Origin of the sequence: Tabrizicola sp., assembly GCF_030373185.1 — a bacterium.
GTDB lineage: Bacteria > Pseudomonadota > Alphaproteobacteria > Rhodobacterales > Rhodobacteraceae > Tabrizicola.
In genome coordinates, this window is record NZ_JAUCZH010000005.1 from 221,711 (window position 1) to 239,082 (window position 17,372).

The 17,372-nt window shown below is 63.3% G+C and carries 25 protein-coding genes; 21 read left to right on the plus strand and 4 right to left on the minus strand.

Annotated features, from left to right (window positions below; genetic code table 11):
- Nucleotides 1–23: 23 nt before the first annotated feature.
- Nucleotides 24–878: a DMT family transporter gene (locus tag QUV21_RS12120; protein ID WP_300855225.1), complete on the plus strand. Its 855-nt coding sequence runs from the start codon at nt 24–26 to the stop codon at nt 876–878.
- A 27-nt stretch (nt 879–905) separates the two neighbouring features.
- Here the strand turns inward: QUV21_RS12120 and QUV21_RS12125 are convergent, their stop codons facing one another.
- Nucleotides 906–1,790 (minus strand): LysR family transcriptional regulator, encoded by an 885-nt coding sequence (locus tag QUV21_RS12125; RefSeq protein WP_300855226.1) that lies wholly within the window; start codon nt 1,788–1,790, stop codon nt 906–908.
- A 241-nt stretch (nt 1,791–2,031) separates the two neighbouring features.
- Here QUV21_RS12125 and QUV21_RS12130 point away from each other — a divergent pair, with 241 nt between their 5' ends.
- The 15 genes from QUV21_RS12130 to QUV21_RS12200 all read left to right on the plus strand — a co-directional run bounded on the left by QUV21_RS12130 (nt 2,032) and on the right by QUV21_RS12200 (nt 13,042).
- Complete coding sequence (locus QUV21_RS12130; RefSeq protein WP_300855227.1) at nt 2,032–3,687, plus strand: hypothetical protein; 1,656 nt, start codon at nt 2,032–2,034, stop codon at nt 3,685–3,687.
- Between the two features lie 221 nt (nt 3,688–3,908).
- Nucleotides 3,909–5,417 (plus strand): signal recognition particle protein, encoded by a 1,509-nt coding sequence (ffh, locus tag QUV21_RS12135; RefSeq protein ID WP_300855228.1) that lies wholly within the window; start codon nt 3,909–3,911, stop codon nt 5,415–5,417.
- Entirely contained in the window at nt 5,417–5,953 is a 537-nt protein-coding gene (locus QUV21_RS12140; RefSeq protein WP_300855229.1) for a GNAT family N-acetyltransferase, read from the plus strand. The genes ffh and QUV21_RS12140 overlap by 1 nt, the downstream gene beginning before the upstream one ends.
- The gene (locus QUV21_RS12145; protein ID WP_300855231.1) at nt 5,950–6,477 is read left to right on the plus strand and encodes a GNAT family N-acetyltransferase; all 528 of its coding nucleotides are present in this window, start codon (nt 5,950–5,952) and stop codon (nt 6,475–6,477) included. Before QUV21_RS12140 ends, QUV21_RS12145 begins: the two co-directional genes overlap by 4 nt.
- Nucleotides 6,474–6,968 (plus strand): GNAT family N-acetyltransferase, encoded by a 495-nt coding sequence (locus QUV21_RS12150; RefSeq protein ID WP_300855232.1) that lies wholly within the window; start codon nt 6,474–6,476, stop codon nt 6,966–6,968. Before QUV21_RS12145 ends, QUV21_RS12150 begins: the two co-directional genes overlap by 4 nt.
- Nucleotides 6,965–7,585, plus strand: coding sequence for a GNAT family N-acetyltransferase (locus QUV21_RS12155; RefSeq protein ID WP_300855234.1), 621 nt, complete (start codon nt 6,965–6,967; stop codon nt 7,583–7,585). The genes QUV21_RS12150 and QUV21_RS12155 overlap by 4 nt, the downstream gene beginning before the upstream one ends.
- Nucleotides 7,586–7,590: 5 nt before the next feature.
- A complete protein-coding gene (locus tag QUV21_RS12160) occupies nt 7,591–7,887 on the plus strand; it encodes a chorismate mutase (RefSeq protein WP_300855312.1) in 297 nt (98 codons plus the stop codon).
- Nucleotides 7,888–7,928: 41 nt separating this feature from the next.
- Nucleotides 7,929–8,282 (plus strand): 30S ribosomal protein S16, encoded by a 354-nt coding sequence (rpsP, locus tag QUV21_RS12165; RefSeq protein ID WP_300855235.1) that lies wholly within the window; start codon nt 7,929–7,931, stop codon nt 8,280–8,282.
- Between the two features lie 11 nt (nt 8,283–8,293).
- Complete coding sequence (bluB, locus tag QUV21_RS12170; RefSeq protein WP_300855236.1) at nt 8,294–8,926, plus strand: 5,6-dimethylbenzimidazole synthase; 633 nt, start codon at nt 8,294–8,296, stop codon at nt 8,924–8,926.
- Nucleotides 8,926–9,429, plus strand: coding sequence for a ribosome maturation factor RimM (gene rimM / locus QUV21_RS12175; RefSeq protein WP_300855239.1), 504 nt, complete (start codon nt 8,926–8,928; stop codon nt 9,427–9,429). The genes bluB and rimM overlap by 1 nt, the downstream gene beginning before the upstream one ends.
- A 48-nt stretch (nt 9,430–9,477) precedes the next feature.
- Nucleotides 9,478–10,464 (plus strand): hypothetical protein, encoded by a 987-nt coding sequence (locus tag QUV21_RS12180; protein ID WP_300855240.1) that lies wholly within the window; start codon nt 9,478–9,480, stop codon nt 10,462–10,464.
- Nucleotides 10,465–10,510: 46 nt separating this feature from the next.
- Entirely contained in the window at nt 10,511–11,368 is an 858-nt protein-coding gene (gene trmD / locus QUV21_RS12185) for a tRNA (guanosine(37)-N1)-methyltransferase TrmD (RefSeq protein WP_300855241.1), read from the plus strand.
- Between the two features lie 48 nt (nt 11,369–11,416).
- Nucleotides 11,417–11,791 (plus strand): 50S ribosomal protein L19, encoded by a 375-nt coding sequence (gene rplS / locus QUV21_RS12190; protein ID WP_300855242.1) that lies wholly within the window; start codon nt 11,417–11,419, stop codon nt 11,789–11,791.
- 11 nt (nt 11,792–11,802) lie between these two features.
- Nucleotides 11,803–12,024, plus strand: coding sequence for a 50S ribosomal protein L31 (gene rpmE, locus QUV21_RS12195; RefSeq protein ID WP_125325850.1), 222 nt, complete (start codon nt 11,803–11,805; stop codon nt 12,022–12,024).
- 208 nt (nt 12,025–12,232) lie between these two features.
- Nucleotides 12,233–13,042 (plus strand): division plane positioning ATPase MipZ, encoded by an 810-nt coding sequence (locus QUV21_RS12200; protein WP_300855243.1) that lies wholly within the window; start codon nt 12,233–12,235, stop codon nt 13,040–13,042.
- On the opposite strand, the gene QUV21_RS12205 is transcribed toward QUV21_RS12200, so the two are convergent.
- Together QUV21_RS12205 and QUV21_RS12210 are read right to left on the minus strand one after the other, a co-directional pair.
- Nucleotides 13,011–13,193: a hypothetical protein gene (locus tag QUV21_RS12205; RefSeq protein ID WP_300855245.1), complete on the minus strand. Its 183-nt coding sequence runs from the start codon at nt 13,191–13,193 to the stop codon at nt 13,011–13,013. The genes QUV21_RS12200 and QUV21_RS12205 overlap by 32 nt on opposite strands.
- Nucleotides 13,194–13,356: 163 nt before the next feature.
- Nucleotides 13,357–13,689, minus strand: a complete 333-nt coding sequence (locus QUV21_RS12210) for a metalloregulator ArsR/SmtB family transcription factor (RefSeq protein WP_300855246.1) — start codon at nt 13,687–13,689, stop codon at nt 13,357–13,359.
- 202 nt (nt 13,690–13,891) lie between these two features.
- Between QUV21_RS12210 and QUV21_RS12215 the strand changes: the two genes are divergently transcribed.
- The 5 genes from QUV21_RS12215 (at nt 13,892) to QUV21_RS12235 (ending at nt 16,432) form a co-directional block, all read left to right on the plus strand.
- Nucleotides 13,892–14,221 carry an AtpZ/AtpI family protein gene (locus tag QUV21_RS12215; RefSeq protein ID WP_300855247.1) on the plus strand — a complete coding sequence of 110 codons (330 nt, stop codon included), beginning with the start codon at nt 13,892–13,894 and terminating at the stop codon, nt 14,219–14,221.
- A gap of 3 nt (nt 14,222–14,224) precedes the next feature.
- Nucleotides 14,225–14,983: a F0F1 ATP synthase subunit A gene (locus QUV21_RS12220; RefSeq protein WP_300855250.1), complete on the plus strand. Its 759-nt coding sequence runs from the start codon at nt 14,225–14,227 to the stop codon at nt 14,981–14,983.
- Nucleotides 14,984–15,040: 57 nt separating this feature from the next.
- The gene (locus QUV21_RS12225; protein ID WP_125325857.1) at nt 15,041–15,277 is read left to right on the plus strand and encodes a F0F1 ATP synthase subunit C; all 237 of its coding nucleotides are present in this window, start codon (nt 15,041–15,043) and stop codon (nt 15,275–15,277) included.
- 71 nt (nt 15,278–15,348) lie between these two features.
- The gene (locus QUV21_RS12230; RefSeq protein WP_300855252.1) at nt 15,349–15,873 is read left to right on the plus strand and encodes a F0F1 ATP synthase subunit B'; all 525 of its coding nucleotides are present in this window, start codon (nt 15,349–15,351) and stop codon (nt 15,871–15,873) included.
- 4 nt (nt 15,874–15,877) lie between these two features.
- Nucleotides 15,878–16,432, plus strand: a complete 555-nt coding sequence (locus QUV21_RS12235) for a F0F1 ATP synthase subunit B (RefSeq protein ID WP_300855253.1) — start codon at nt 15,878–15,880, stop codon at nt 16,430–16,432.
- 125 nt (nt 16,433–16,557) lie between these two features.
- On the opposite strand, the gene QUV21_RS12240 is transcribed toward QUV21_RS12235, so the two are convergent.
- A complete protein-coding gene (locus QUV21_RS12240) occupies nt 16,558–17,325 on the minus strand; it encodes an FCD domain-containing protein (protein ID WP_300855254.1) in 768 nt (255 codons plus the stop codon).
- Nucleotides 17,326–17,372: the final 47 nt, after the last annotated feature.

The window sequence follows — 17,372 nt, forward strand, 5'->3', positions numbered from 1 at the left end:
ACGACGAGCCTGAGGAGGAGCCCTTGGCCCTGACCGACAACCAGCGCGGCGCGCTTTTCATGACGGCCTCGATGGCGGGTTTCGCGGTCGAGGATGTCTTCGTGAAGGCCGCTGCCCGCTCCATGCCGCTGGGGCAGGTGCTGCTTGTCATCGGGCTGGCCGGGGTTGTCACCTTCGCCACCATGGCCCGCCGCAAGGGCGAGGCCGTTCTGCCTGCGGCCTTCCTGTCCGGTCCCATGTTGATCCGGTCCGGCTTCGAGGTGGTGGGCCGGCTGTTCTACGGCCTTGCGATCACCCTGACCGCGCTGTCCACGACCTCGGCACTCCTTCAGGCGACCCCGCTTGTCGTGGTTGCGGGCGCGGCGCTGGTCTTTGGCGAAAAGGTCGGCTTGCAGCGGTGGCTTGCGGTGCTGGTGGGCTTTGCGGGGGTCATGGTGATCCTGCGGCCGGGGGCGGATTTCGCCATGCTCTCGCTTCTGGCCGTGGTCGGTCTTCTCGGCTTTGCCGGGCGCGACCTTGCCACCCGCGCCGCGCCACGCGGACTGTCGAACCGCCAGCTTGGCTGCCTTGGCTTTGCGATGCTGGCGGTTGCCGGGGCCATCCTGCTGGCTGTCAGCGGGGGGGCGGTCCTGCCGGGGCCGGACGGAAGTCTCTATCTGGCCGGCGGCGCGGTCTTCGGCATGCTTGGCTATCATTCCCTGACCTACGCGATGCGCACGGGCGAGGTCTCGGCAGTTACCCCGTTCCGGTATACCCGGCTGGTCTTTGCGATGATCCTTGCCATGGCGCTTTTCGGGGAACGCCCCGATGCCGCGACATGGGTCGGCGCGGGGCTGATCGTCGGGTCGGGGATCTTTGCCCTGACCCGGACGCGCTAGTCGGGCTGCGGCCGGTTGGTCCGCTGTTCAGCCGCAGGCCTTCCAGTCCTTCGCGGCGTTCTTCAGATGCGTCAGGAAAGCCTGAACCTTGCGGGTGCGATGCAGGTCTACATGAGTGACGATCCGAAGCGGCGCCTCCCATTCGATGCGCGACGGCAGGATCTCGACCAGCCCGGGCGCGGCGGCGGCGCGAAAGGCCGACACGAAGCCGATTCCGGCCCCCTGGCGCACGGCCTCTTCCAGCGCGGCCGGTTCGGTTGCCGCATAGGCGATCTGGTCGGCCTGGACGGTCGCCCGAAGCCAGCGGTAGAACGGCGCCCGCGTGGTTTCGCTGTCCGAGCAGATAAAGCGATGCCCCTCGAACTCGGCCTCTGATGCCGGCTTGCCGAAGCGGTCGACATAGGATTGCGCCGCATAAAGCCCGGTCTTGATCCGCGCCAGCGGTTGAACCACGTTGTCGGGTTCCTCGGCCCCGCTTCCGGCCCGGATCGCGACATGCGCCTCGCCATAATCCAGCCGGAACACCCGCATGTCGGTCAGGAACCGCACCCGCACCTCGGGCCATTGTTGCTGAAAGCTGACCATGACTGGCGTCAGAAGATCGGAAATCCCCGCGATCGAGGTGACGACCAACTCGCCCGAGACGGTTTCGCCATGGCCCTTGATCCGGCTGGCAAGGTGGGCGAACTGCTCTTCGGTGGTTTGCGCCACGGCCAGAAGGTCGCGGCCCGCTTCGGTCGCGGTGTAGCCCCGGGCATGGCGCTGGAATAGCTTTGTTCCCAAACGCTTTTCCAGCGCGTCGATATGGCGGATCACCGTCGCGTGGTGCACGCCCAGAACCTCGGCTGCGCCTGAAACGGTTCCCATGCGGGCCACCTGATAGGCGGTGCGGATCTCGTCCCAGTTCTCCATGTCGCCTCCATTGTATGCACCCTGAAGAAACTGCATCACGGTCGGCAGCGCAAGGCGGCACTGGACCACCAGATTGCGTCAGAGGGGCGCGGTGCTTTCGGACGGACGCCCGGTCGTGTGACGGTTCGGTCCCTACCACCGTCGATCCGAACCTGATTTCGGCCGGATCGCTTTGCCGCAAGGGACGTGTATAACTGCAACGAGGCCAGCTTCGGACTATTGCCCAAGGATGCGATTGCGCATGAAGACCATCGTTCTGACAGGCATCGTGTCGTGCTGCACGATCTTGCTGCTCGTTGCAGTCGGTTTGCCACCAAGCAATAGCGGCTCCTTCAACCACGCTTGGACAATCCAGTATTCCGAAGCGCTTTCCTGGACGGAACCCTTTCCCAGAAACCTGCCCGGGCTGTGGGCTGGCTTCGGTGGCCACGATTTCTTCTTCTATGCGCCCTTGCCGTTCTGGTTCGTCGCGGTCTTCGTCGATCCGCTCTGCCCAAGGTGTGGGTCAACCACGGAATTTGCCGTGGGATCATCGATCCTTCTCGTCGCTTCCGGCTTTGCCATGTTCGCCTTCTTGCGACGTTTCTTCGATAGTCGACCTGCGGCTTTCGGTGCGACCTTTTACGTCCTGATGCCATACCATCTTCTGCTGGACTGGTTCTTGAGGCAGGCAGCAGGAGAGTTCGCGGCTTACGCATTCATCCCACTGGTAGCTCTGGGAATTGACCAGATTCGAAAAGGCGAACGCGGCACCGCGGCCCTGACCCTTGGCGTCGCGGGTACAGCGCTTAGCCACCTTCCGACGACACTTCTTGCGGCCCACGTCTTCGGACTGCTCGTCCTTGTGCTGGTGGCGCGGGCGGACGGTGGCTGGATTGGCAAGCTTCGGCTTCTGGCAGGGTTCGCCTGGCCGGCGATGCTTGGATTGGCGCTGGCCAGCTTCTACTGGCTTCCGGCCGTGGTGCTTCTGGACACCGTGTCGCCGCACGTGCTGTTCGACCCGTATTTCGAAGCCTGGCGCTGGCTTTATGCTTACGGCGCAGAGACACCGAACGAGCATTTCGCCCTTACCGTTTCCATAGCCTTTCTCGCGTGCGCTCCTCTGGTTCTCGGATCTTCCCTGTTTGCACGCGGCCCGCTCCTGGTGTGGATACTTGTTCCCACCACGCTCGCCCTGTTTCTGAACACCGCACCAAGCGAGCCGATCTGGCGCAACTGGATCATTTCAAAGGCGCAGTTCCCGTGGCGGATGATGATCTTCGTGGATTTTGCCGCTGGCATCTCGGCTGCCGTTCTATTGAATAGCGCGGCCAGCAGAGTGGGCCGGTTCGTCCTGTCGGCGGCCCTGATCGCGGCGGTCTTGCCCACGGCTTATCTGACCAAACAGGTCAAGCTTTCCATGGATCAAGCCTTGCCAGAGACACAGTACCATGACGGGTTCGCCGCCATCGAATACCTGAGCCCCGAGATGAACGAGGCCTTGCGCCGCCGTCTGGACCTGCCCGAGCTTGACCATTTCGACCAAGGGGCCGTGGCCAGAAGCATCGCGGACATGGCAACGGAATTCGCGCGTACCCATCCAGAGGTAAACATCCTGAGGACCGGGACCAGATCACTGACGGCTGTCGGGCCTCGGGATGCCAAGGTCATGCCGCTTCCCGTCCAGTACTGGTCGCTCTGGACCGCTTCGAATTCCTCTGGAACCGCACTTGAAACCCGGCCCAATCCGGTTTTCGGCACGCTTGACATCATCGCACCGGCAGGAGGTTTTGATCGGGAGCCGGTACACGTCTCGCTCAGGTATCGTCCAAGCGAAGTGATTGGAGCTGTGGTTTCGGTCCTCGCCATGCTCGTCCTGTTGGCGACCTCGATCCGGGCTAGACGCCGGAAGCACTGACGACGGCAAACGGTCGGGGCAAGGTGAATTGCCGGCGTCATTGACTCTCCTGCCCGATCAGCGTATCCGCCCCGCAATTCCCCGGAGGCATCTGCTTCCGGTCCCTTGGGCATTTCCCGGGATCGCCATCCGTCAGCGCGTTGCGCCCACGGGTGCTGTCCGGCTTTGCATCAAGGCTCCGCGCCCCCATATGGGGGCAACCGAAACGAAAGGGTGACGCGATGTTCGAAAGCCTGTCAGAACGCCTTGGTGGCGTGTTCGACCGTCTCACCAAGGCCGGCGCGCTGTCTGAGGCTGACGTCATCACCGCGCTGCGCGAAGTGCGCGTGGCATTGCTGGAGGCGGACGTTTCGCTGCCAGTCGCGCGTGATTTCATCAAGCGGGTGCAGGACAAGGCCACCGGCGCCGCCGTCACCAAGTCGATCACCCCCGGCCAGATGGTCGTCAAGATCGTCCATGACGAGTTGATCCGCGTGCTTGCTGGTGACGGCGACCCCGAAGCGCTGAAGATCGACAATCCGCCCGCGACGATCCTGATGGTGGGTCTGCAAGGGTCGGGCAAGACCACGACGACCGCAAAGCTGGCCAAGCGGCTGAAGGAACGCAACGGCAAGAAGGTTCTTCTGGCCTCCTTGGACACCAACCGCCCCGCCGCGATGGAGCAGTTGGCGATCCTTGGCACCCAGATCGGTGTTGACAGCCTGCCCATCGTCAAGGGCGAAACCGCGGTTCAGATCGCAAAGCGCGCCAAGACCCAGGCCAGCCTTGGCGGCTATGACGTGGTGTTCCTTGATACCGCCGGCCGTCTGCACATCGACGAAGTGCTCATGGACGAGATTCAATCCGTCCGTGACATCGCCCAGCCGCGTGAGACGCTTCTGGTGGTCGATGGCCTGACCGGGCAGGACGCCGTCAACGTTGCCACCGAGTTTGACGGCAAGGTCGGCATTTCCGGCGTCGTCCTGACCCGGATGGACGGCGACGGTCGCGGCGGTGCCGCTCTTTCCATGCGCGCCGTCACCGGCAAGCCGATCCGCTTTGTCGGCCTTGGCGAAAAGATGGACGCGCTGGAAACCTTCGAGGCTGAACGCGTCGCGGGCCGCATCCTTGGCATGGGTGACATCGTTGCCCTTGTCGAAAAGGCGCAGGAAACCTTCGAGGCCGAACAGGCCGAACGCATGGCCAAGCGCTTTGCCAAGGGTCTGTTCAACATGAACGACCTGAAGATGCAGCTGGAACAGATGATCAAGATGGGCGGCATGCAAGGCCTGATGGGCATGATGCCCGGCATGGGCAAGATGCAGGCCCAGGCCGCCGAGGCAGGGCTGAACGACAAGATGCTGTCGCGCCAGATTGCCCTGATCAACTCCATGACCAAGAAGGAACGCGCGAATCCCGATCTTCTGGCCGCCTCTCGCAAGAAGCGTATCGCTGCCGGTGCGGGGCTTGATGTGTCTGACCTCAACCGTCTGCTGAAACAGCACAAGCAGATGGCGGACATGATGAAGAAGATGGGCAAGGGCGGCATGATGAAACAGGCGCTCAAGTCGATGATGGGCAAGGGCGGCATGCCCGACCCGTCGAAGATGACGCCCGAACAGCTGGCCGAAGCCGCCAAGGGCATGCAGCAAGGCATGGGCGGCATGGGCGGCCTGCCCCCCGGCATGGGTGGCATGCCGCGCGGGATGACCCTGCCCGCGGGGCTTTCCGGGCTGATGCGGAAGAAGTGATGCAGCCCGTTGCGCGCCAGATTGCAGATGCCGTTCCGGTCCTGGAGACCGGGCGTCTGCACCTGCGTGCGCCCCGGCTGTCCGACTTTGACGCATGGGCAGATTTCTTTGCCTCTCCTCGTTCGGTCCACGAAGGCGGTCCGAAAGACCGGGTTGCCGCCTGGCAGCATTGGGCCGCCGACGTCGCGCTGTGGACGCTGAAGGGCTACGGGCCTTTTGGCGTCGATGACCGCACGACGGGGAACTATCTGGGCGAGGTCGGCCTTTACCACGGCGAAGGCTACCCCGCTCCCGAGCTTGGCTGGTTCGTTGTGCCGGCTGCCGAAGGCAAGGGCGTTGCGGCCGAGGCTGCCGCCACCGTGCTGGACTGGGTGTCCGCCACCTTCGACTGGCCCCACATCACCAATATCATCGAGCCCGCCAACACCCGGTCCATCGCGCTTGGCCTTCGGCTTGGCGGGGTGATCGATCCCACGCTTCCCGGCATCGACCCCGGCGACGTAGTGATCCGCCATGATCTGCGGAGGCTGGCATGACCTACGCCTTCCCGCTGCCGATCCCGACCCTGACGACCGACCGCCTGATCCTGCGCCCCCCGCATGAGGCGGACTTTACCGCCATGCTGGCCTTCAACGACAGCCCCCGCGCGGGCTTTGTCGGTGGTGGCGGCCCCCGGCAGCAGGTCTGGCGCGGGCTTCTGGCCAATATCGGCCACTGGGCGCTGCGCGGCTACGGGTTCTTCTCGGTCGATAGCAGGGACGGCGACTTCATCGGTCGCGTCGGCGTGATCTATCACGACGGCTGGGACGAACCGGAACTCGCCTGGCACCTCTATGATGGGTTCGAGGGTCGCGGTTTCGCCCATGAGGCCGCCCTTGCCGCCCGCGCCGACTATCACGCACGCATCTCGGCCCAGGCGCCGATCAGCTACATCGACGTGACGAACGCCCGGTCCGAGGCGCTGGTTCAGCAGCTTGGTGCCAGCCGGGAACAGACGCTGACCGATGACAGGGGTACTTATCACATCTACCGCCATCCGGCACCGGAGGCGGCAGCATGATCGACACCGCCCGCCTGACCCTGCGCCGCCCTCAGGATAGCGACTGGCCGGCCTACCGCGCCTATCGCCTGTCGGCCCGCTCGACCTCGACCTCGCCCATGGCCGAAGGCGAAGCCTGGACCCATTTTGCGGCCTTCTTCGGCCATTGGGTCTTGCGCGGCTTCGGTCGCCTTGTTGCCACCCTGCAAGGCCGCGCCATTGGCCATTTCGGCCCCTTCTTCCCCGAAGGCCATCCCGAACACGAACTGACCTGGACGCTGTGGGATCCCGCGCTGGAAGGGCAGGGCTATGCCTTCGAGGCGGCAAAGGCCGCCCGCGACCATGCCTTTTCCGCGCTCGGCTGGGCCACTGCGGTCAGCTACATCGACCCCGCCAACCTGCGCTCGCAAGCCCTTGCGGCCCGGCTGGGCGCGGTGCGCGACCGGGCCGCGCCGAACCCCTACGGCGACGACACGCAGGTCTGGCGCCATGTGCGCGGGGCGATCGCATGATCCGCGCCTGGGAAAACCCCTCCACCGGCCCCGCCGCCGCCTTCGCCGCGTCCCTGCGCGCCGCGCTGCCCAAGCTGCGGACCGACCGCTGCATCCTGCGCGCGCCCGTGCTGGAAGATGCGCCCTTCTGGATCGCCATCATGGTGCCGGACACCGAGGGCCACCTTGGCGGCCCCCATACCGAGGATGAGGCCTATACCGAATTCGCGGCCACCTGCGGGCTGTGGCTTCTGCGCGGGCATGGGCTTTGGACCGTGACCGATCACGCTGGACAGGTTCTGGGCTTCGTCCCGCTTGGCTTCGAGCCCGGCGACCAGGCGCCCGAACTTGGCTGGATGTTCCTGCCCGAAGCGCGCGGCAAGGGCTACGCGCTTGAGGCCGCCACCGCCGCCCGCGCCCATGCGCTTGACACGCTCGCCCTGCCGGAACTGGTCAGCTACATCGACCCGACGAACGCGCCCTCGATCCGGGTGGCGGAACGGCTTGGCGCGGTTCGCGCGGGCGATTTTGACGGCGCCCAGGTCTGGGCGCACCGGGCCGTTGCGCAACATCGCGTCTCTACGCGCGTAGAGACGGATGGAAGACGTGGGCAAGACACCATGAAGACGATGGAATAGGGGGCCTGATGGACGCCGCAACCAAAGCTGCCGCGCTGCTCAAGGAACACCGCGAGTCGATCGACCGGCTCGACGCGATCCTCGTCTACACGCTTGCCGAACGCTTCAAGCAGACGCAGGCGGTGGGGCGGCTCAAGGCCGAACATGACCTGCCGCCGTCAGACCCCGACCGCGAGGCCCGGCAGATGGCGCGGCTGGACCAACTGGCGCAAGAGGCCAACCTTGACCCCGGCCTTGCCAAGAAATTCCTGACCTTCATCATCAGTGAAGTCATCAGGCATCACGAGAAACTGCAAAAATAACCGGGGCTTGCCCGGTTTCAACCAAACCAAGGAGACTACCGATGTCCATGAAAATCCGTCTGGCCCGTGGCGGCTCGAAAAAGCGTCCGTTCTATTCGATCGTTGCCACCGACAGCCGCATGCCGCGTGATGGCCGCTTTCTGGAAAAGCTTGGCACCTATAACCCGCTTCTGGCCAAGGACGATGAAAAGCGCGTCGTCATGAACCTTGAGCGCGTGCAGTACTGGCTTGGCCAGGGCGCGCAGCCCACCGACCGGATCGCCCGCATGCTGGAAGCCGCCGGCGCCCGCCCGAAAACCGCCCGCGCCAACCTGAAGTCCGGCACCCCCGGCAAGGCAATGGCCGAGCGTGCCGCCAAGAAAGCCGCCCGCGCCGCCGAGCCGGCAGCCGAATAATCGCGCCTGCAATGGTGGATCGTTTTGGTCCGGCCTTCCGGTCGGACCTGATCGAATTGATGCGCTGGCGGCGCGACGTGCGCCGGTTCCGCACCGATCCTGTCGAGGCGGCGGTCATTGACCGCTGCCTCGTTGCCTTTTGCCTTGCCCCGTCTGTCGGGTTGAGCGAGCCTTGGCGGATCATCCGCGTGGAAACAGCGAACGCGCGCGGTCTTTGCCTGACCAATTTTCGCACTGCCAACGCGGCTGCCCTTGCCGGTTACGACGGCGACCGTGCGAAGATCTATGCCGATCTGAAACTGTCGGGCATGACCGATGCCCCTGTTCAGCTTGCGGTTTTCTGTGATGAGGCCGGGCCAAAGGGTGCAGGTCTTGGCGCGGCCACCATGCCGGAAACCCGCGCCTATTCTGTTGTGGGGGCGATCACCCATCTCTGGCTTGCCGCGCGGGCCGAGGGGTTGGGTGTGGGCTGGGTGTCGATCCTTGATCCCGATCTGCTTGCACACGACCTTGACGTCCCGCAAGACTGGCGGCTGATCGGCTATCTCTGCATCGGCTGGCCCGAGGCCGAAAGTCTGGTGCCAGAGTTGGAAACCGCCGGTTGGGAAACCCGATCGGCAAACTTGTGGATGGAGAGGCGCTGATGACCGACCGTATCTGCATCGGGGCCATATCTGGCGCTTTTGGCGTGACGGGCGAGGTGCGGCTGAAATCCTTCTGCACCGTGCCGGAAGACATCGCCAGCTATGGCCCGCTTTGGTCGGAAGATGGCAGCCGACAGTTCCGCGTTACACTGACCCGCCCTGTCGCCGGTGGCTTGGGCGCCCGCATTGCCGGGGTCGCCACCAAGGATGAGGCCGACGCCTTGCGCGGCACCAGCCTTTTCGTCGACCGCTCCCGGCTGCCCTCGTTGCCCGACGACGAGTTCTATCATGCCGATCTGATCGGTCTGGATGCCGTCGATACCGGGGGCGAGGTATTGGGAAAAGTGCTGGCAGTCCACAACCACGGGGCCGGGGACATTATCGAAATATCCTCCATCCGTCACAAATCGGCCCTGCTTTTGCCCTTTACCAAGGCAATCGTGCCTAATGTAGATCTTGCGGCGGGTCGTCTGATTGTCGATCTGCCAGAGGAATCCGACTAGATTACTGGCTTTCGCCCCCGGGGTTGCCAGAACGACAAGGGGATAGGGATGCCCACCCGTCTGCGACTTCTCAAGGGGGCCACGGCGCTTCTGTACATCGGCCCGCTCTTTGCCGGGCTCAGCGGGTTGGGGTGGGGTATGGTTGCCCCGTTCGTGCTTGTATTCATGGTCTGGCTGTTCATCCTGCGGCCCGAACAATGGCCCGGAACGCCTTCGGAATGGCTGACTGTTTCGGCCATTGCGGCGGCGGTTACGCAGCTTCTGTCTCAGATCCTGCTGGTAACCCTGTTGCTGGCGCTTGGACGTGGGCTGGGCGCGGTGGCTGGCTTTCTGCCGGTGGTAAACCCGATCTTTCCCTTAGCCGTGTCGTTTCTGGCCATCCCGCTGTGCCGCATGCTTTGGGACGCCCGCGAAGCTGCGGACCGGGGCGTCTTTCTGGACGATGAGGCCGCTGCCGCCCTAGCCCCGCGTGCGCTGGCCGAAGCGGCCTCGGCGATAGTGCCGCTTCTGAACCTGCCCGACGAAGCGCCCGATGCCGACGTTCTGGCCGCAGTATCACGGGTCATGTCAGCGTCTGGCGCCCCGACTGGAGCAGAGCTTCGCCTGACCGCGCTTGCCGCAGCGCTTGCCCATCCCGACCGCAGCCACGCCGCCTTGCGCAGGGCGCTTGTCCTTTGGGCATCCGAGCCGGAAATCGTTGCCCCCGGCCAAGTGCCGACCTCCATGGCAAGCGCCTTTGCCATTGCCAACCGGAATGCCGATCTTCTGTGGTTCTATGTGCCGCGTGCATTGGCGCTGATTGCCGCTTTTCCGAACCGCGCTGGCGGGTTTCCCGCGCCGGCCCAATTGCGGCTGGCCGCCGCTTCCGGACCGGGTGCCGACCCGCAGTCGGATCTGCCCGCCCACCTGCGCGCGGACCTGTGCGACGGGCTGAATGCCTTGGCCCGGGCGGTTGAACAGGCACTTGAGGCACAACCTGAACTGGCGGGACCAATGCGTGACAGGGTTGCCCAGCCTGCTGCCGGCCACGCCTGACCGCGCAGGGCTTTCGCGTCGCGGCGTTTCCGGCTAAGTGCGTCGCATGTCAGACCCCGTCGAACCAGAAAAAAGCCCAGGCAGCCAGAAAAGCCATGGTCGGCTGTCCATCCGGGCCAGCCTGAAGCCGCGCGATCTTCTGGAAGAACCGCGCGTCGTAAGGGGGGCGTGGACGGCCAAGGTCATCACCCTTCTGCCCGAGGCGTTTCCCGGCACACTTGGTCTGTCGCTGACTGGCAAGGCACTGGATTTCGGGCTGTGGCGTCTGGAAACCATTGATCTGAGGCCCTTTGGCATTGGCAAACATCAAAACGTCGATGACACACCCGCCGGGGGTGGCGCGGGCATGGTCCTGCGTCCCGATGTGGTGGGTGCCGCGCTGACCGCAGCCAATGAAGGCACGCCCGCGGACCGCGTCCGCTGGCCCGTCATCTACCTTTCCCCGCGCGGCAAGCCCTTTGATCAGGCCACGGCCCGACGCCTTGCCGCCGCCGATGGCATCACCCTTCTGTGCGGCCGTTTCGAGGGTGTTGACCAGCGTGTGCTTGACCACCATCAGGTCGAAGAGATCAGCCTTGGCGATTTCGTCCTGACCGGCGGAGAGATTGCCGCAACCGCCTTGATTGATGCGACAGTCCGCCTTATACCCCGCGTGCTTGGGAATCAGCAGTCCACCGAGGAGGAATCCTTTTCGGAGGGCCTGTTGGAGTTTCCCCAATACACTCGGCCGACCGACTGGCAAGGCCGCGCGATACCCGAAGTGCTTCAATCGGGCCATCACGCGAATATCGCCACCTGGCGGAAGGCAATGGCCGAAAGGCTGACAAAGGAACGCAGGCCTGATCTCTGGCGGGCTTACTGTGCGGCGCATGGTAGGGACCCGAATGAAGACCAAGAGCTCTAGGGCGGCATCACTTCGCGGAAAAAACCGCGAGCATAGGAGAGACCAGCGATGAACCTTATCGCCCAGATCGAGGCCGAGCAGATTGCTGCGCTTGGCAAGAAAATCCCGGACTTCAAGGCCGGTGATACCATCCGCGTCGGCTACAAAGTGACCGAAGGCACCCGTTCGCGCGTGCAGGCCTATGAAGGCGTCTGCATCGGCCGCAAGGGGGGGGCGACCATCGCCGCCTCGTTCACCGTGCGCAAGATTTCCTTTGGTGAAGGCGTGGAGCGGGTGTTCCCCCTCTATTCGACCAACATCGACAGTATCGAAGTGGTCCGTCGTGGCCGCGTCCGTCGTGCCAAGCTTTACTACCTGCGCACGCGTCGCGGCAAATCGGCCCGGATCGCCGAGGACACCACCTACAAAGCCAAAGCGGTATAAGGAGCGGGACGATGAAAGCCGAGATTCACCCCGAATATCACACCATCACCATCAAGATGACCGATGGCTCCACCTACGAGACGCGGTCGACCTGGGGCAAGGAAGGCGACCAGATGTCGCTGGACATCGACCCGCTGGCGCATCCGGCATGGACCGGCCAGCAGGCAAAGCTGATGGATACCGGTGGCCGCGTGTCGAAGTTCAAGAACAAGTACGCCGGTCTCGGGTTCTGATCCCGACGACCAGACCGAACGGCAAGGGGCATGTGGCGACACATGCCCTTTCTCTTTCGCCTGCCACCTGCGCACGCCGGAATTGCGACAGTCCCGGTGCGCGGCCTGATCGGGCTTCGACGGGATTTCTTCAAAGAAATCGCTTGCCCGCTTCCGTCCCGCGCCGCCTGCGCTTATGAGAGGGCCGGACAGCATCAAAGGGCAGACCATGGCGCGGATCATCGTCGTCGGCAACGAAAAGGGCGGTTCGGGAAAGTCCACCACCTGCATGCATGTGGCGACAGCTTTGGCACGCATGGGCCACCGGGTTGGGGCGCTTGACCTTGACCTGCGGCAGCGGACCTTTGCCCGCTATGTCGAAAACCGCCGGGCCTACATGGCGCAGGCTGGTCTGACCCTGCCGTCACCAGATTACCGTGACCTTCCTGCCGCCGATCCCGCCAACCTTGCTACCGGCGAGAATGCGCAGGACCAGCGCCTGACGCAGGCGATTTCCGAGATGCACGGCGAAAAGGATTTCATCATCATCGACTGTCCCGGCAGCCATACGCGGCTGAGCCAGGTTGCGCATTCGCTGGCAGACACGCTGATCACGCCCCTCAACGACAGCTTCGTCGATTTCGACCTGCTGGCACGGGTCGATCCGATGACCGGTCAGGTGAAGGGGCCGTCGATCTATTCGGAAATGGTCTGGTCTGCCAGACAATTGCGCGCACAGGCGGGACTTGCCCCTATAGATTGGGTCGTGGTTCGCAACCGGCTTGGCGCCCAGCAGATGCACAACAAGAAAAAGGTTGGCGCAGCGCTGGAAGATTTGTCGCGCCGGATCGGTTTCCGCGTGCTTCCAGGGTTTTCCGAGCGGGTGATCTTTCGAGAACTTTTCCCGCGCGGCCTGACCTTGCTTGATCTGCGCGACACCGGGATTGATCAGCTGAACCTGTCCAACATCGCAGCGCGGCAGGAATTGCGCGACCTTGTGGCGGGTCTCAGACTTCCGTCGGTGACTGTCGGTTTCTGAAGACCGGCTTGCCAAGGCCTGCCTGATTGACGACCCGCGCCCGATTTACCATCTTCAGGCGCTTTTCGAACGGGTCAAGGGTTTCGACCTGTTCGGTCGGTTTGGGGCGGGAAAGGCCCATCTTCTGCAACAGGTTCCACTTGTTCTTCATGAGGGCTGTCCCTTTTCTTGTTCGGCTGTTTTCCCGCGCAAGCGAGGCAGGACTGTGGCATTCTCTGTCGTGATTTGTGGAACTCAGGCCTGTCTGAAAAACAGACTGTTTCCGGGTTCGGCAAATCATGTCCGGATCATTGCAGGCCCGCTTGAAGGAATGGTTAATCCGGGCCGGTCGCCAATTCGGTTTCCAGGAACCGCTCGAAGGCGTCCAGATCCAGTGGCTCGAACTGTCCGAACCCCTGCATCCAGATCGAAGCCGCGCGCATCGCGTCAGGCTCCAGGCGGCACCAGATCACCCGACCACGCCGTTCGCGGCTGATCAGCCCGGCATCCGCCAGCACGCCCAGATGCTTGGAGATCGCGGCAAGGCTCATCGAGAAGGGTTCGGCGACGTCGGTGACGGCCATGTCATCTTCCAGCAGCATGCCAAGGATCGCCCGGCGCGTCGGGTCGGCCAGGGCGGCGAAGACTGTGTCGAGGGGGTCGGCCATCCGCTGACTATTCCCCGGAGGTGGAAAATCGTCAACCGTCGGGTTGAATATGCCGCATTGCCGCAAAACCCGGAAACGGCATCCCGCGCTTTGGCCGGTGCGCAAGAAAGCATATGTAAAACAACATCTTATAGAAAATCATCGCTGCTTGACTCTGGCCAACCCTCTCCGTAGGTTCGCGGCGACTGTGAGGGGCTTCGCAATGGCGTCCGAACCCGATCCTGACCGGCTCCGCGCGCTAGAGGCGCGTCTGGCCAAGGTGAAGGTTCAGGTTGATCCGCCGCGAACCAACACGGTCAAGGGTTTCTCGCAGGGCGAGGTGGCTTGGAGGATGGTGATCGAGCTGGTGACCGGCATGTTGCTGGGAATGGGCATCGGTTACGGGCTGGACGTGCTGTTTGGCACGTTGCCGATCTTCCTGATCATCTTTTCGCTCTTCGGCTTTGCAGCGGGCGTCAAGACGATGCTTGGGTCTGCAAGGCAACTGGCACAAAAGGCGGCTGATCAGGCCGCAAAGGGCGAAAGGGACTGACGGATGGCGACGACCGATGAGGCCGCAGGCGGGCTGCAGATCCACCCGATGGATCAGTTCATCGTCAAGCCGCTGTTCGGCGACGGTCCCATCGAATGGTACACCCCGACCAACGTGACGCTGTGGATGGCGATTGCCGTTCTGGCCATGGTCGCGCTTCTGGTCCTTTCGACCCGCCGCCGGGCCATTGTGCCGTCGCGCGGTCAGTCGGTGGCGGAGCTGTTCTACGGCTTCATTCACAAGATGGTGGAAGATGTTGCGGGCCATGAGGGGCTGAAGTTCTTCCCCTATGTGATGACGCTGTTCATGTTCGTCTTCCTGTCGAACATCCTTGGCCTGATCCCGATGTCCTTCACCACCACCTCGCATATCGCGGTCACCGCGACACTGGCGCTTTTGGTGTTCTTCACTGTCACCATCGTGGGCTTTGTCCGCAAGGGGCCGGGGTTTCTGGCGATGTTCTGGGTATCGTCGGCACCGCTGGCGCTGCGCCCGATCCTTGCGATGATCGAGGTCATCTCTTACTTCGTGCGTCCGCTGTCTCACTCCATCCGTCTTGGCGGCAACCTGATGGCCGGTCACGCCGTGATCAAGGTCTTTGCGGGCTTTGCCGGGGCGATGGGGGTGGCGTCTGTCGTGCCAATCGCGGCCATCGTGGCGATCTACGGGCTTGAGCTGCTCGTGGCCTCGGTTCAGGCCTATGTGTTCACCATTCTGACCTGCGTCTACCTTCGGGATGCGGTGGGCGAAGCCCATCACTAAGACCGGAACCTCGGGTCAGCCAATCAACTTCAGCCAATTCCAAAAAGGAGCTACCAAATGGAAGGCGATATCGCAGAAATGGGCAAGTTCATCGGCGCCGGTCTGGCAACGATGGGTCTCGGCGGCGCCGGCATCGGTGTGGGCCACATTGCCGGCAACTTCCTGGCGGGCGCTCTGCGCAACCCGTCGGCGGCACCGGGCCAGATGGCCAACCTCTTCGTCGGCATCGCGTTCGCCGAAGCTCTGGGCATCTTCTCGTTCCTGATCGCCCTTCTCCTGATGTTTGCCGTCTGATCCTTCGGACCTGATATCCGGGCCAGGCCTGCGGTCTGGCCCCGGTTCCCGAGGCATAAGGAAAAGACGACATGGCAACCGAGGCAACAGGCGAGGCCGAAGCCGCTGTGGGCATGCCCCAGCTGGACTTTTCGTCCTGGCCGAACCAGATCTTCTGGCTTCTGGTCACGCTGGTCGTGATCTATCTTGTGCTGTCGCGCATCGCCCTGCCGCGCATCGGCGCGGTGCTGGCTGATCGCAAAAGCACGATTACCAATGACCTTGCCGCAGCGGATGAGCTGAAGCAGAAGGCGGTCGAGGCCGAAAAGGCCTACAACGACGCGCTGGCTTCGGCACGCACCGAAGCTGCCAAGATCGTGGCCGCCGCCAAGGCCGAGATCCAGAAGGATCTTGACGCTGCCACCGCCAAGGCAGATGCGGAAATCTCTGCGAAAGCAGCTGAATCCGAAAAGACCATCGCAGCGATCCGCGATGGTGCCGCTGCCGCAGTAGCCGAAGTTGCCCGTGACACGGCGGCTGAACTGGTTGCGGCACTTGGTGGCTCGGTCGATGCGAAAACCGTGACTGCGGCCGTTTCGGCCCGGCTGAAAGGGTAAAGCGATGAAGCGGCTTTCACTTCTTCTTTCGGTCTTCGCCACGCCCGCGCTTGCGGCGTCGGGGCCGTTCTTCTCGCTCGGCAATACCGATTTCGTGGTGCTTCTGGCCTTTATCGCCTTCGTGGCGCTTCTGGTCTACGTCAAGGTTCCCGGCAAGCTGCTTGGGATGCTTGATGCCCGCGCCGTGGCGATCAAGGCTGATCTCGACGAAGCCCGCGCCCTTCGGGAAGAGGCGAAGTCGATCCTCGCCACTTATGAGCGTCGGCAAAAAGAGGTGCAGGAGCAGGCTGATCGCATCGTCTCGACCGCAAAGGACGAAGCGATGGCTGCCGCGGAACAGGCCAAGGCCGATCTGCAAGCGTCCATTGCCCGCCGTCTGGCCGCTGCCACTGACCAGATCGCCTCTGCCGAGGCCGCTGCCATCCGTCAGGTGCGTGAGCAGGCTGTGTCTGTGGCCATTGCTGCTGCTGGCGACATGCTGGCCAAACAGATGACGGCCGAGGCGGCAACCGCTTCGATCGACGATGCCATCGCGCAAGTCGAAGCCAGGCTGCACTAAGCTTGAGCGGGCATGAACAACAAGACGCGGCGGCCTGAAAGGGCTGCCGCTTTTTCATGCGTTTTGCCCGTGCCGTTCCCCGGGTAGCTGCCGGACCGGCGCAAGACCTCTGATTGAGGATCCGCCTACCTGGTCGCTTCGTGTTCCAACCGCTGCCGGGCGATGGTCTCGTTCTTTTCGGCGCGTATCTGGTCGATGAAGGCCTGTTCCACAAAATTCAGATGGGCCTCTACCGCCGCCCGTGCGCCCACAGGATCGCGCGCCTGAACGGCGTCGTTCATGGCACGGTGCTGGTCCAGCAGTTGATCGCGGGTCATCCGGTTGCGGAACATCACCTGGCGATTGTAGAACACACCCTGTCGCAGCAGGTCGAACATCGACCGCAGCATGTGAAGCATGAGCACGTTATGGCTGGCTTCGATGATCGCCATATGGAATTCGGCGTCCAGTTCAGCTTCGTCCGTGGGGTCGCGCTTCTGATGCGCGGCTTCCATCTTGGCAAAGATCGTGGCGATCAGACGCAGGTCGGTTTCGGACCCAAGCCGCGCGGCGCGTTCGGCGGCCAGACCTTCCATGTCGCGCCGAAAGGCGATGTAGTCGAAGACGGCTTCTTCATGCGTGGCAAACAGCTGGATCAGCGCAGGCGAAAAGGCCGACCCAAGCACCTCGGCCACAAAGACACCAGACCCGGCCCGGCTGGACAGCAGCCCGCGATCCGCCAGATCGGCTATGGCATCGCGCAGGGACGGACGCGACACGCCCAGCTTTTCGGCCATGTCCCGTTCCGACGGCAGGCGTTCCCCGGGCCGCAGGATCCCGCGCAGGATAAGCTGCTCGATCTGGCGCACCACAGAGTGTGACAGCTTTTCGGGCGTGACTTTCAGAAATGGCATGGTTGACCCCGGCTATTGGTCTGAAATTATGACCGGTTTCCGAAAGA